General features: G+C 63.9%; 16 protein-coding genes. 11 read left to right on the top strand and 5 right to left on the bottom strand.

Annotated features, from left to right (window positions below; translation table 11 throughout):
* The first annotated feature begins 10 nt into the window (after positions 1-10).
* Genes WHZ77_RS09760 through WHZ77_RS09750 form a run of 3 tightly spaced genes read left to right on the top strand, consistent with a single transcriptional unit; the run spans position 11 to position 1,398 of the window.
* Positions 11-466: a MarR family winged helix-turn-helix transcriptional regulator gene (locus WHZ77_RS09760; protein WP_375313475.1), complete on the top strand. Its 456-nt coding sequence runs from the start codon at positions 11-13 to the stop codon at positions 464-466.
* A 9-nt stretch (positions 467-475) separates the two neighbouring features.
* Positions 476-877 carry a DUF1398 domain-containing protein gene (locus WHZ77_RS09755; RefSeq protein WP_375313474.1) on the top strand — a complete coding sequence of 134 codons (402 nt, stop codon included), beginning with the start codon at positions 476-478 and terminating at the stop codon, positions 875-877.
* A 23-nt stretch (positions 878-900) separates the two neighbouring features.
* On the top strand, positions 901-1,398 hold the full coding sequence (locus WHZ77_RS09750; RefSeq protein ID WP_375313473.1) for a DUF6790 family protein: 498 nt from the start codon (positions 901-903) through the stop codon (positions 1,396-1,398).
* Positions 1,399-1,467: 69 nt separating this feature from the next.
* On the opposite strand, the gene WHZ77_RS09745 is transcribed toward WHZ77_RS09750, so the two are convergent.
* From WHZ77_RS09745 to WHZ77_RS09730, 4 genes are all read right to left on the bottom strand, one after another.
* On the bottom strand, positions 1,468-1,701 hold the full coding sequence (locus WHZ77_RS09745) for a hypothetical protein (protein ID WP_015684657.1): 234 nt from the start codon (positions 1,699-1,701) through the stop codon (positions 1,468-1,470).
* Entirely contained in the window at positions 1,698-1,997 is a 300-nt protein-coding gene (locus WHZ77_RS09740) for a hypothetical protein (RefSeq protein ID WP_375313472.1), read from the bottom strand. The genes WHZ77_RS09745 and WHZ77_RS09740 overlap by 4 nt, the downstream gene beginning before the upstream one ends.
* A gap of 133 nt (positions 1,998-2,130) precedes the next feature.
* Positions 2,131-4,614, bottom strand: coding sequence for a TonB-dependent receptor (locus WHZ77_RS09735; protein WP_375313471.1), 2,484 nt, complete (start codon positions 4,612-4,614; stop codon positions 2,131-2,133).
* A 163-nt stretch (positions 4,615-4,777) separates the two neighbouring features.
* Positions 4,778-6,127, bottom strand: coding sequence for a histidine kinase (locus tag WHZ77_RS09730; RefSeq protein WP_375313470.1), 1,350 nt, complete (start codon positions 6,125-6,127; stop codon positions 4,778-4,780).
* Between the two features lie 195 nt (positions 6,128-6,322).
* On the opposite strand from WHZ77_RS09730, the gene WHZ77_RS09725 reads away from it, so the two are divergent.
* A complete protein-coding gene (locus WHZ77_RS09725; RefSeq protein ID WP_015684653.1) occupies positions 6,323-6,943 on the top strand; it encodes a response regulator transcription factor in 621 nt (206 codons plus the stop codon).
* Between the two features lie 76 nt (positions 6,944-7,019).
* The gene (fghA, locus tag WHZ77_RS09720) at positions 7,020-7,865 is read left to right on the top strand and encodes an S-formylglutathione hydrolase (protein WP_375313469.1); all 846 of its coding nucleotides are present in this window, start codon (positions 7,020-7,022) and stop codon (positions 7,863-7,865) included.
* Between the two features lie 165 nt (positions 7,866-8,030).
* On the opposite strand, the gene WHZ77_RS09715 is transcribed toward fghA, so the two are convergent.
* Positions 8,031-8,531, bottom strand: a complete 501-nt coding sequence (locus WHZ77_RS09715) for a DUF3280 domain-containing protein (protein ID WP_375313468.1) — start codon at positions 8,529-8,531, stop codon at positions 8,031-8,033.
* 126 nt (positions 8,532-8,657) lie between these two features.
* On the opposite strand from WHZ77_RS09715, the gene WHZ77_RS09710 reads away from it, so the two are divergent.
* From WHZ77_RS09710 to WHZ77_RS09685, 6 genes are all read left to right on the top strand, one after another.
* Positions 8,658-9,839: an ABC transporter substrate-binding protein gene (locus WHZ77_RS09710; RefSeq protein WP_375313467.1), complete on the top strand. Its 1,182-nt coding sequence runs from the start codon at positions 8,658-8,660 to the stop codon at positions 9,837-9,839.
* 8 nt (positions 9,840-9,847) lie between these two features.
* On the top strand, positions 9,848-10,816 hold the full coding sequence (locus WHZ77_RS09705; protein WP_375314695.1) for a YVTN family beta-propeller repeat protein: 969 nt from the start codon (positions 9,848-9,850) through the stop codon (positions 10,814-10,816).
* On the top strand, positions 10,813-11,619 hold the full coding sequence (locus WHZ77_RS09700) for an ABC transporter ATP-binding protein (RefSeq protein WP_375313466.1): 807 nt from the start codon (positions 10,813-10,815) through the stop codon (positions 11,617-11,619). The genes WHZ77_RS09705 and WHZ77_RS09700 overlap by 4 nt, the downstream gene beginning before the upstream one ends.
* On the top strand, positions 11,616-12,464 hold the full coding sequence (locus tag WHZ77_RS09695; RefSeq protein ID WP_375313465.1) for an ABC transporter permease: 849 nt from the start codon (positions 11,616-11,618) through the stop codon (positions 12,462-12,464). Before WHZ77_RS09700 ends, WHZ77_RS09695 begins: the two co-directional genes overlap by 4 nt.
* A complete protein-coding gene (locus WHZ77_RS09690) occupies positions 12,461-13,075 on the top strand; it encodes a hypothetical protein (RefSeq protein WP_375313464.1) in 615 nt (204 codons plus the stop codon). Before WHZ77_RS09695 ends, WHZ77_RS09690 begins: the two co-directional genes overlap by 4 nt.
* Before the next feature lie 128 nt (positions 13,076-13,203).
* Positions 13,204-13,503: a copper-binding protein gene (locus WHZ77_RS09685; protein ID WP_375313463.1), complete on the top strand. Its 300-nt coding sequence runs from the start codon at positions 13,204-13,206 to the stop codon at positions 13,501-13,503.
* Position 13,504: the final 1 nt, after the last annotated feature.

Here is a 13,504-nt window from a genome sequence, read left to right as displayed (position 1 = left end):
GGATTTGACGATGCCGCCCGATGTTCCCGAACTCACTTCGCATTTAGGCTATTGGTTGCGCCAGGTTTCCAATCACGTGTCGTATGCCTTCGCCCGGAAACTGGCAGCAAGAGATGTGACAGTCGCCGAGTGGGCGGTGATGCGCGTTCTCTACGACCGAGAACCAACGCCACCCAGTCAATTGGCTGATCACATGGCGCTGACGCGCGGCGCGGTTTCCAAACTCGCAGATCGGCTCATCAGCAAGGGTCTCATCGCCAAAGCGCCAAACGCGGATGACGGCCGGGCTCACAGATTGAAATTGACGAAGACGGGGATGAGCTTGGTCCCCCAATTGGCGGCGCTGGCCGATCAGAACGAAACCGAGTGCTTTGCGCAGATGCCCGACCATGATCGCCGGGCGCTCGAACGCATTCTCAAAAACACGGTCGCCAGGCTCGGCATTGTGACAATACCGGTGGAATAGGTGAGCAGAATGGACGACGGTTCAAAACAGATCGCAGAGCGTTGTTTGCGCGGCGCGCAGGACGGCTCGATGACATTTCCACAAATCGTCGAAGAGTTGATCGAAGGCGGCTTCGAGAGCTACACAGTTGATTATCGTACTTCGAGAGCGATCTACTACAGACCGGACGGTGACAGCGTCGAACTGACCACGCACCGCCATGCGGTCGCCATTGCGGGAGCCTTTGACGCTGACGCAGTCAAGGCGGCCATTAAGGAGGCGCAGCAGCTTGTGCCTGGTTACACCTACGAAGGTTTCTGCAAAAAAGTGATGTCTGCCGGATGTGCGGGTTACATCGTGTCATTCAGCGGTCGGCGTGCACTTTATTTCGGCCGCACGGCTGAAACGCATGTTGAACATTTTCCTCAATAATCGTTGCTGCGCGGACTTAACCAATGATCGCATCGACCATCAGCTTCTTGTTGCAAAACCTTCCTGCCGTGCTGTTCTTGCTCGCGCTTCTGATAGCGGCTGCAACACGAAGGGACGGCCCGGCCGTCGAGCGCTTTCTATCATGGATCTTGCTGCTTCCCATTGGCGTCACAGGACTTTGGGCTGGGGCTTTCCATATCTTCCTTCCCAAAACGGCTGCCGCACTCATTGGCTGGCAAGTGAGCCCGTTCCAATTCGAGGTTGGCATGGCCGACTTCGCCATCGGTGTTACGGCCTGCATCGCATTTTGGCGCGACCTGAGCTTCAAAGCAGCGTCGGTCTGCGCTGCGTCCGTCTTCCTGTTGGGTGATGCAATTGGACACATGAGAGAGATGGTCATGACCGGAAATTTCGCACCGGGAAACGCCGGCGTCCCGTTTTACATGGATATCATTGGTCCGCTGTCAGCCATCGCTCTCCTGTTCGTCGCAAGCCGCCGAGAGAATGTGCCGAATCTTTGATTTCTTGCCAATGCGCTGGACTCCCTTCCACCTCCGACATTCGCAAATCATCACCGACACGGTCCGATGTCACGGCACGTCGCCGGTCCTGCGACTCCCGCCGATGCTGTGCGGTTTGTTGAGGAAGAACTCGCGATTGCCGAGCGCCGCTTCCGCGTATTGGTCGATCGCGACCTGGATGGCCTCGATGTGCATCCGGCACCAGCCCTCGTAGCAGGACAGGCGCCGCGCATGATCGAGAGCCTTGAGGAATTCCGGCGGCTCCTTCATGTCGGAGAAGTAGGTCGGCATCTCTCCCTTCATGCCCGTGCCACCTCTCGCGACGGCACGAGACGGCGCTTCTCGACATGGACGCGCGGCGGCGTCGGCCGCCGGCGGGGAATGAACAGGCTGGCGACGATGATCGGGTCGGTGTCACCGAGGGCGGCACGCTCCTGGACCAGCTTGCTCATCACGGTGCGCATCTTCATGACCTCCTGGGCCACGAACGTGCAGTCCTCGTCCCGGTTGATCTGTTCATGCATGATGGCTTCGGCCTCACGCATGCTGACACGTAACGCCCTGATGATTCTGCGGATTTCATTGATGCGGTTGTCCATGTCTGGCTCCCTGGCTGGACGAACAGCATAAGAACAAATCATGAACATTTAGTCAATCGGCCTGAGGTAGAAAGCGGCCACGCCGACACCCGGTCACGGGTCAGAAAGATGCGTCAGCTTCGCCGCGCCCGGTTCAGAACGTCACCCGCATCCCCGCATAGAACGCCCTTGGCCTTGCCGGGCTGAGCGAGCGCGGGTCGTTGAAGTCGGCGCCGGTGGTGAAGTTGGGCAAGGCTTCGCGGTCGAAGAACTGACCGTAGGTCGCGTAGCGCTTGTCGAAGACGTTGTCGACGCGGCCGTAGATCTGCAGGTTCTTCATCACCTGATAGGAGGTGTGGAGATTGAACACCGTGTAGGACGGCAGCTTCGCATATTGGTTGGACTCGTCGCCGACCAGATACTGGCTGGACACGAAGATCGCGTTGCCGCCGACCTTCCAGACATCGGTCACCGCGTAGTCGACGCCGACCTTGACACGGTGGCGGGGGATCGCAGGCAGCTGGTTGCCGGGCGAGACCTGGATGTTGCCGTCGCCATCGGCGAACGGGCTGTTCGAGCCGATGGTCAAGGCGTCGAGGAAGCGCGCGTCGACGAAGGCATAGCTCGCCTGGAATTGCAGCGTCGGCGACTTGATGTTGACCTCGGCCTCCAGCCCCTGCCGCCGGGTCCGGCCGACATTGGAGAAATAGCCAAAGCCGGTGCGGTCGGGAACGGGGATGGCGACGATGTCGTCGTAGTTGGTGGCGCGGAAGCCGCCGATCTTCCATCCGAGCGAGCCGATGTTCAGCTCCCTGGTGCCGCGCAGGCCGGCTTCGACCGTCTTGGAGACGACCTGCTTCAGCGGCGGGTCGGAAACGAGAAACGCGGCGATGAGACAGGGACGAGCCGGATCGGAGCAGCCGAGCTCGAGCGGCGTCGGCACGCGGTTGGCCTCGGAATAGCCGGCATAGGCAGTCAGCTCCGGCGTGATCTTGTAGGTGCCGCCGATCACCGGATTGAAGCGTGTGAAGGTGTGATCGCCGTTGAGTGCCGTGCCGAGTTGGTCCTCCAGCGAAATACGCGCCACGTTGAAACGACCGCCGCCCGTGACGGCGAAGGCATCCGTGACGTTGAACGTGTCCATCGCGTACAGGCCGTTATATTGATTGACGGTCCGCAGCGAGACGGGACCGGCAACAGGATCCGGTGAGCCGGTGGCGCCCAGGAAGACGCCGCTGCCGCTGACGACGTAGTTCTCGCCGATCGACCCGATCTCGGCGGTGGCGTTGTAGCGTGTGACGCTGGCGTCATAGGTTGCGCCCATCACGAAGCGGTTGTCGTGCCCGAACAATTGGTCGGTGTTGGTGGCCTGCCCCGACACGCCGAAGGTGGTCGACCGTATCGAGCTGCGATCGATCTCGCCGAGGATGGTCCCCGTGGCGAACGGATTGCCGAGCTGCAGGCCGTTGGTGCCGTTCGCGGGCGTCGTATCGTCACCGAAGCACAAGAGCCCCGCGATGGCGCACTCCTGCACGTCGGTCGGATTGCCGTCGACGAGCTTCTGCTCGTACCTGCGCACATGGGCGGTGCCTTCGAGCGTCCAGGTCGGCGTCGCATCGACTTTTCCGGTCAGGTTGAGATAGCCGACGCGGTTGCTCGTGGTCTGCGGTGTCGTGTAGGTCGCACCCCAGTAGTTGTCGAGCAGCTCGGCCGGGACGGTGGCGCTGGCGCCGAAATCGTTCTTGGCGAGACCCATGTTGGCGTGGAATTCGCTGTCACCTGCCTTGTAGCCGACATCGCCGTAGAAACGCCGCACGTCCGACTGGGAGAAATTGCGGAAGCCGCTGTCGTGCAGGCCTTCGAGCGCCGCGTAGACGCCGTAGTTCTTGTCGACCTGCTTGCCCCATTGCGCCGAGCCCTGCATGCGGCCGAACGAGCCGCCCATGACGTCGAGCTCGGCGCCCTGATAGGTGAAGCCGTCCTTCATCTGCAGGTTGATGGCGCCGCCGAGCGCATTGAGGCCGAAGGCGGGATTGTTGGTCACCAGCGTCACCGACCGGATCGCGGCGGTGGGGATGAGGTCCCAGTTGACGGCGTCGGAGAAGGCCTCGTTGATGCGGACGCCGTTCTGGTACACCGCAAGGCCTTGCGGCGTGCCGGTCACCGGCGAGGCGACAAAGCCGCGAAATTCGACATCCGGCTGGAACGGATTGCCGGTGACTTCGGTGATGTTGATGCCCGCGATGTTGTCGCGCAGCGCGTCGGTGACGTTGAGCGAACCGGTGCGCTTGATCTGGTTGGCGTCGACGGCGTTGATGGCCGACGGGACCTTGTCGACTTCCAAGCCGCGGCCGGTGCCCGGCGAGGTCGGATAGACGTAGAGCCTATTGTTGGGCTTCGCGGAGCTGGCGGAACGCGCCGGCGTCCGCGACGGCGCGCGCCGTGGGGCCGGCGGCGGCGCGACCACTTCGATTGCGGGCAGGTTCTGAACGTTGGTCTGCTCGTCCTGCGCGGCCCCGACCGGGCCCGCGATGATCACCCCCGACACCAGACCCGTCGACACCGAGGCCATCAACAAACGACGCGTGAACCCAAGACGCTTGAACACGCGACGCGTTACCCAAAGACGATTGCCCATCCCTGCCTTCCCATCCGTGACCACCGGCTGTTTTGATGTTCGCCGTTTGGTTGAGACGAGTGTATTCGGCAGCAGCACACGCGCCAGCCACAAAAGGTCGGGCGATATCCGCACCCGTTTTCCCGACCAAATCGGGAATTCTTCCCGATCGCATCGGGCATGATCAGGCCGCCGCGGTCGGAACCAGCGCTTCCACGGTCAGGCCGCCTTCGCCCGAGATGACGTTGAGCGTGCCGCCCAGCGCCAGAATGCGCTCGCGCATGCCGACGAGGCCGAAGCCGAGCTTCTGTCCCGGCTCCATGCCGCGGCCATTGTCGCTGACCCGGACACGGGCGCAGCCGCGGCCAAGCTGCTCGACCGGTTCGATCACGACATTGATCGAGGTCGCGTCGGCATGGCGGAACGCGTTGGTGAGCGCCTCCTGCACGATGCGGTAGATGGTGAGGTCGGCCGTCTCGCCGGTGACGCCAAGCACCGGCGAGATCGTGGTCTCGATCTCGACGTCGGGATGCGACTCCCGCCACAACCGCGACAGCGATTCCAGCGCCTGCCCAAGACCGAGTTCGGCAAGGCCCACGGGCCTGAGCCGCTCCAGCACGCGGCGGGTAAATTGCTGCAGCGCGTTGATCTGCTCCAGCATGGCGCTGCCATGTTTTCGCACGGCGTCCGCATTTGGGACGCGTCCATCCGCCTGCTTCGCCAGCGCACTGGCGTGCGCCCGGAGCGAGAACAGATACGGCCCGAATTCGTCGTGGAGTTCGCGCGCGATCTCCTTGCGCTCGACGTCCTGGAGCGACACCGCTCGCTCGGCGAGGCGCCGCTTGTCCTCGACCGCCTCGCCGAGCGTTGCCGCAAGATGGTTGAGCCTGGTACAGATTGCGGCCAGCTCCGGCGCGCCGCCCGGCGTGATGCGCGCCAGATAATGTCCGTCTTCGAGTTCGGCCATCATTTGCTCCAGTGACCGGAGCGGAGCGAGCGCGCGGCCGACCACATTCATCATCACCAGGAACAGCGCGAGCGCGATCACGGAGCCGACCTCGAGCTGGGTCATGATGGCGTCCCAGACCTCGGCGATCTCGTCATTGGGATGCGAGGTGATCACCAGCGAGCCCGGCTTGCCGTGGATCGACACCGGAACGCTCACCGCGGTGTGCTCCGGGTGAACCAGGCTGACGAACCAGGCCGGCGGCCCGCGCGCGTCGTCATCGGCATCGGGCCGCGGCGGCGTCAGCGGGTTCCCGCCGGAATCCTTGAGGGCAATGCTGACATGGCGCAGGCGGCTGAGATCGCGCGCGATCTGGTTCAGCCGCGCATCCGGATCGGGCGCCTCGTTGAGATCCGCCACGATCATCTCGATGAACTCGCGCGCGAGCCGGATCACGCTCTGGTCCTCGGCCTGCACGCGGGGACCTGCTTCCGTGACCTGGCGGCCGATATTGACGGCGAGCCCCAGGGCCAACAAAAGCGCCAGCAGCAGGTTGATACGCGCGCGCAAGGATAGATTTTGCCACATTGGTGCCGCCAGTCCCTCGCGAAGGTTGGCCCACGCCTGTCCGATGACGTTGACAGAGGCGAAGCGCCCGATATCTAATCGAAAGCGTACAGCAATCCCGGCCGGGTTGCATGACCCGACATGAGACACGTGTGTCCGTCTCGTTCGGGGCCTCATGCGGCGCAAAACAGGCCGAAGCTGTCACGGGGAACGCCTATGCGCATTCTGATCGTCGACGATCATCCCATCGTCGCCTCCGGCTGCCGAGCCGTGCTGGCCGACGAGGGCGAGATCGAGATTTTGGAGGCAGCCGACGCCGAGGACGGCGAAGGAGTCTTCATCGTCGAGCGCCCCGACCTCTGCATCATCGACATCAACCTGCCGACCGTCTCCGGATTCGAGCTGGCGCGCCGCATCCTGGAGCGCGCGCCCGAGGCCCGCATCATCATGTTCAGCATGAACGACGATCCGGCGTTCGCCGCGCGCGCGATCGAGTGCGGCGCCAAGGGCTACGTCTCCAAGACCGGCGACCCCGACGACCTCGTCGAGGCGATCCGCGCCGTCGGCGGCGGCGGCACTTATCTGCCCACCGCCATCGCGCGCAGCATCGCGTTTGCGGGGCCCACGCTGGCGCAAAGCCCGCTGTCGAAACTGAACGCGCGAGAGATGGAGATTTTGCGGCTGCTCAGCGCCGGAAAGAGCCTGTCCGAGATCGCCTGGCTGGTGCAATCGTCCTACAAGACTGTCGCCAACACCTCCTCGATCATGCGACAGAAGCTCGGCGTGAAGACTTCGGTCGAGCTGGTGCGGTTGGCGATCGACAGCGGCGTCGCCTGACGAGACACGCCGCCACGAATTCGGTCACACAAGCGTTGCAATCCTGATGTGGTTTGACGCCACGGAGCATTTCGGCATGACGATCCAGACTGTCTCGACCAATACATCCTACGGCGGCGTGCAGGGCGTCTATCGCCATGCAAGCCAGGCGACCGGAACCGACATGGTGTTCTCGGTCTATGTGCCCCCGCATGCGGCCGGCGCCAAGCTTCCCGTGGTCTGGTACCTCTCCGGCCTCACCTGCACGCATGCCAACGTCACCGAAAAGGGCGAATTCCGCAAAGCCTGCGCCGAGCTCGGCCTGATCTTCGTCGCGCCCGACACCTCACCGCGCGGGCCCGACGTCCCCGGTGATGCCAACAATGCCTATGATTTCGGCCTCGGCGCCGGCTTCTATGTCGATGCGACGCAGGAGCCGTTCGCACGCAATTACCGCATGTGGAGCTACGTCACCGACGAATTGCCAAAACTCGTCGCCGAGAATTTCCCGGTCGACGCCAAGCGGCAATCGGTGATGGGCCATTCGATGGGCGGCCACGGCGCGCTGACGGTCGCGCTGCGCAATCCGCACCGCTATCGCGCCGCCAGCGCCTTCGCGCCGATCGTGGCGCCCTCGCAGGTGCCGTGGGGCATCAAGGCGCTGACCGGCTATCTCGGGCCGAACAAGGACAGCTGGCGCAACCATGACACGGTGGCGCTGATCGAGGACGGCGCCAAGTATTCCGGCTTCCTGGTCGATGTCGGCGATGCCGACAACTTCTTGAAGGAGCAGCTCAAGCCCGAGTTGCTGGAGGCCGCCTGCACCAAGGCCAACATCCCGCTGACGCTGCGGCGCCAGCCGGGCTACGACCACAGCTATTATTTCATCTCGACTTTCATGGGCGATCATCTGCACTGGCACGCGGAGAGATTGAAGGGGTGAAATTCGCTCTCTCCTCTCCCTCTCCCCGTTCTTACGGGGAGAGGGTTGGGGTGAGGGGCTTGCTTCCGCAAGATCAGTGCGAGTTGGACTCGCGGAGAGTCCCCCTCACCCGGAATTTGCTCTCGCAAATTCCGGCCTCCCCGCACGCGGGGAGAGGCGAAAACCTCACGGCTTCCCATAATTTGGCGCCAGCAGACGGTTGCGGATCAGATAGCTCATCGTGCGCGTCCAGGATTCATCGGTGTTGCCGCGCATGTCGGCGCTGGCGGCGGTGATCATGGCGCCGGTCTTGACGTCGCGCAGGTAGATGTTGAGATTGATGATCAGGTTCGAGACCTTCTGCACCATGCCGGTGATCTCGAGATCCGCGCCCAATTCTCCCGCGAGCTTGAGGTCGCAGCCGCCGCAGGCCTGCAAGTTCGCGTGACGGGCGGCATCCCTGACCGGCGCGATATCGAGCAGCTGGAACCGGCCTGAGTCAGCCAGCTCCTTGCGCAATTGCTCGCCGATAAGCACGAGCCGCGCCTCCTCCGGCTTGGAGCCGTAGAACTCGCCGGGCAGGCTGGTGTCGATCAGCTCGAAATCGAACACGGCGAGCTTTGGCGGATCGGCGAGCGCGGCCGAGCCCGTCAACAGCAAAGCTGCGAAACATATCAGCGCTCGCATGATCGTGATTCCCGGCGTGGCACGCGTGAGGACGAAATGCGGGGTTGCATGCCCTGACAAATCGGTCATGCTTCAGCAGAAACAATTCTCCACCGGCGGTCAAGCCGGGGAGCCTACGGAGGAAGCATGGTCCGATGGTTGCTCGGCCTGGTTGGCTGGAGTCTTGCCGCGACGAGCGTGCTCGCGGCGGAGCCTGTCCAGATCGGCGTCGGCTATCTCGGTGTCGCCGGCGCCAGATCGACGCTGTCGCTGGTCGAACAGCCCGCGGACAATGACGGCGTCGCCGGCGCGCGCCTCGCGATCGAGGACAACAACACCACCGGAAAGTTCCTGGGCCAGCGCTTTACGCTGGAGGAGCGTCGCATCAAGGAGGGCGAGGATGCGGTGCAGGCCGCAACCGACCTCGCCGCGCGCAACGGCTTCATCATCGCCGACCTGCCGGCGGATGCGCTGCTGAAGGTCTCGGACGCCCTGCGCGACCGCGGCACGCTGCTGTTCAACGCGGGCGCGATCGACGAGCGGCTGCGCGAGGCCGATTGCCGCGCCAACGTCATACATACCGCGCCGACGCGCGCGATGCTGGCGGATGCGCTCGGGCAGTATCTGGTGTGGAAGCAGTGGAAGCGGTGGCTGCTGGTGGTCGGCTCGCACGACGAGGACAAGCTGTTTGCGGATGCGCTGAGGCGCACCGCAACGCGGTTCGGCGCCAAGATCGTGCAGGAGAAGAGCTTCGAGGACAAGGGCGGCGCGCGGCGCACGGACAGCGGCGTGACGCTGATCCAGCGCCAGATGCCGGTGTTCACGCAAGGCGCGCCCGCCTACGACGTGCTGGTCGCGGCCGACGAGAGCGAAGTGTTCGGCGCCTATCTGCCCTACCGCACCTGGGATCCGCGGCCCGTCGCGGGCTCAGCCGGCCTTGTGCCGCGCAGCTGGGACGCATCGCAGGATCAGTGGGGCGCGATCCAGATGCAGAACCGCTTCATCAAGCTCAATTCGCGGCGCATGACCGCGCTCGACATGCAGGCCTGGACGGCGGTGCGCATGATCGGTGAAGCCACCTCGCGCACCAATTCCGGCGACGTCAGGAAGGTCACCGACTTCATCAAGGGCCCAGATTTCTCGGTCGCCGCCTTCAAGGGCACGAAACTGACCCTGCGCGACTGGAACCTGCAATTGCGCCAGCCGATCCTGCTGGTGGACGGCCGCATGGTGGTGTCAGTGTCGCCGCAGGAGGGTTTTCTGCACCAGGTCTCCGAGCTCGACACGCTTGGCTATGATCGCCCGGAGAGCAAATGCAAGTTGAAGTGAGGATGCAGATGTCGCGCATGTGGCGTGTGGGATTGCTGTCCGGACTGGTGCTGGCGGCAGCGCCCGCGCATGCGTTCATCGCCTATGTCTCGAACGAGAAGAGCAACACGGTCTCGGTGATCGACACTGAGAGCTGGACGGTGACGAAAACGATCAAGGTCGGCCAGCGCCCGCGCGGCATCGATTTCACCCGCGACGGCAAGTTCGTGATGGTCGCGGTCGGCGACGACGACACCATCCAGGTGATCGACGCGAAGACCCAGGCCGTGGTGGACAGCCTGCCCTCCGGCCCCGACCCCGAGCTCTTCGCCCAGGATGCCGCCGGAAAGGTCCTCTACGTCGCCAACGAGAACGACAACACGGTGACCGTGATCGACCTGGAGAAGCGCACCCGCCTCGGCGACATCCAGGTCGGCGTGGAGCCCGAAGGCATGACCATCAGCCCCGACGGCAAGATTCTGATCAATACGTCCGAAACGACCAACATGGCGCATTTCATCGACACTTCGTCGCGCCAGATCGTCGCCAACGTGCTGGTCGACGCGCGGCCGCGATTTGCCGAATTCAAGCACGACGCGTCCGAAGTGTGGGTATCCTCGGAGATCGGCGGCACTGTCTCGATCATCGACCCGGTGAAGCATGAGGTGATCGGCAAGGTCAGTTTCGAGATTCCGGGCCTCCGGAAAGAGGCAATCCAGCCGGTCGGCATCGGCATGACCAGGGACGACAAGACCGCCTTCGTGGCGCTCGGCCCCGCCAACCGCGTCGCGGTGGTCGACGTCGCCACGCGCAAGGTGACGAAATACCTGCTGGTGGGACAGCGCGTCTGGCACATGGCGTTCACGCCGGACGAGAAATATCTGCTCACTACCAACGGCGTGTCGAACGACGTCTCCGTCATCGACGTCGCCGCGCAGAAGGTGATCAAGACCATTCAGGTGGGCGAACTGCCCTGGGGCATCGCGATCGCGCCATGACCAGCCCTGCTCCCATCGCCGAACCACGCGAGGCGCCGAAGCTGGATCCGGCGGCGATGCCGGCGCTGTCGATCGACGGCGTCAGCCATGCCTACGGTCCGCGCCGGGCGCTGATGGACGTGTCCTTCGACGTGCAGCCTGCGAGCTTCACCGCGCTGCTCGGCCTCAACGGCGCCGGCAAGAGCACGCTGTTCTCGCTGATCACGCGGCTGTTCGGCATCCAGACCGGCCGCGTCTCCATCTTCGGTCACGACGTCAGCAAGAGCCCGGGTGAGGCGCTGCGCCTGCTCGGGGTCGTGTTCCAGCCGCGCACGCTCGATCTCGACCTGTCGCTGACGCAGAACCTGCTCTATCACGCCGCGCTGCACGGCATCAGCCGGCGCGAGGCGGCCGCGCGCAGCGCCGAGCTGCTCGAACGCATCGGGCTTGCCGATCGCGCCGCCAGCAAGGTACGCGATCTCTCCGGCGGCCAGATGCGGCGGCTGGAGATCGCCCGGGCGCTGCTGCACCGGCCGCGATTGCTGCTGCTCGACGAGCCGACCGTCGGCCTCGACGTCAAGGCGCGCGCCGACATCATCAACCATGTCCGCCAGCTCGTCACCGAGCAAGGCATCGGCGTGCTCTGGGCCACGCATCTGTTCGACGAGATCATGACGGGGGACGACCTCGTGGTGCTGCACCAGGGCAAGGTGCTGGCGCAGGGGCCGATGAGCCGGGTCATTACGGAGGCCGGCGCGCAGGACGTCAACAGCGCCTTCATGCGCCTGACCGGCGCGCAGACGATGCCGGGAGGCAGCGCATGAGCAGCATCACCACGCGCGATGCACCGCGCGGCTTCACGGCCTCGGAATATATGACTTGTCTCACCGGCATCGTCTGGCGCGAGGGCTTGCGCTTTCTGCATCAGCGCGAGCGCTTCGTCTCCGCGCTGGTGCGGCCGCTGGTCTGGCTGTTCATCTTCGCCGCCGGCTTCCGCCAGGTGCTCGGCATCTCCATCATCCCGCCTTACGAGACCTACATCCTCTACGAGGTCTATATCGCGCCCGGGCTGATGGCGATGATCCAGCTGTTCAACGGCATGCAATCCTCGCTCTCGATGGTCTACGACCGCGAGATGGGCAACATGCGCACGCTGCTGGTGAGCCCGCTGCCGCGCGGCTTCCTGCTGTTCTGCAAGCTGCTCGCGGGCACCGCGGTGTCGCTGCTCCAGGTCTATGCGTTCCTCTTGATTGCCTGGTTCTGGGACATCACCCCTCCCCCTCTCGGTTATCTGACCGTGTTGCCGGCGTTGATCCTCTCCGGATTGATGCTCGGCTCGCTCGGCATGCTGATCTCCTCCGGCATCAAGCAGCTCGAGAACTTCGCCGGCGTGATGAACTTCGTGATCTTCCCGATGTTCTTCGCCTCCTCCGCGCTCTACCCGCTCTGGCGGGTGCAGGAGGGCAGCCCCTATCTCTATTATCTCTGCGAGGCCAATCCGTTCACCCATGCAGTCGAGCTGATCCGCTTTGCATTTTACGGGCAAATCAACTGGATTTCGCTGGCGGTGGTGGCGGGCTGTACAATCGTCTTCATGACCGCCGCGATCTACGCCTATGATCCCTCGCGGGGGCTGGCGCGGCGAGGCCCCGCAGGAGGCGAAGGATGATCGTTCGGGTTCTGGCCTTGGTCGCTTTGGCACTCATCGTCACGAGCACGGCTGCGCGCGCGGCCGATCCGCGTTATCCCAACTGGCCCTGCACGCAAGCCAAGGTGCCGGAGATCTCGCTCGCCGCCGTCTGGGCCGGCCCCCCGCTCGACGATGCCGAGACCAAATGGAAGGACGATACCAGGGTCGCCGCGCTGGTCGCAAAGCTGTCGGCGCGCAAGACGCCGATGGACGAGGCCGAGAAGTCGGTGAAGGAATTTCTGACAGGTTCCTCCGCCGACAAGACCGCGAACGCAAAACTGCTGTTCGCCGGCCTGTTCGACACGCTCAACGCCCAGCGCTCCCAGGTGATGAACGGGCTCGAACGCGTCAGCAGCAAGCAGCGTGAAGCCGCCGACAAGATCCGCGAGGAAGCGATCCAGCTCCAGACCCTCCAGGGCGCAACGCCGCGCGACGACGCCAAGGTCGAGGCGCTCAGCAACGAGCTGATCTGGAAGACCCGCATCTTCGAAGACCGCAGCAAGGTGGTGCGGTTCGTCTGCGAGGTTCCGACCGCGATCGACCAGCGCCTGTTCGCGCTCGGGCGCGTCATCCAACAGGAACTGGAATAACGTCAGACCTGCTGACGGGTTAAAGTTCCACGAGATCAACGCGATCGTTAACCTTGCAGCACGTTCGCGGGAACCAATTCGCGCCCGGATGTCTTGTCCAGGTTGATCTCGAATGCCGGGAGGCCTCGATGGGAACCACAAAATTCATCCTCGCAGGCGCAGCGGTCATGACTATGCTCGCATCCAGCGCTTTTGCCGACGACATGACGGGAGTCGTCTCGCGGATCGATCGGCTCAACAGCACGATCTCGATCCAGCAGACGCAGAAGGGCACGGTCGGCGGGAGCGCGGGCGGCGCCGGCGCACTCCAGGAGTACAAGGCCAAGGATGCCGCCATGCTCGACGCCGTCCATGCCGGCGACCGGGTGACGTACTCGGCGACCGACACTAACGGTACGGGGACGCTGACCAAGCTGCAGAAGCAGTAAA

The sequence above is a fragment of the Bradyrhizobium sp. A5 genome, assembly GCF_042076515.1.
Taxonomy (GTDB): Bacteria; Pseudomonadota; Alphaproteobacteria; order Rhizobiales; family Xanthobacteraceae; genus Bradyrhizobium; species Bradyrhizobium cosmicum.
Note: the sequence above shows the minus strand (reverse complement) of the source record. Positions and strands in the feature narration are given on the sequence as shown.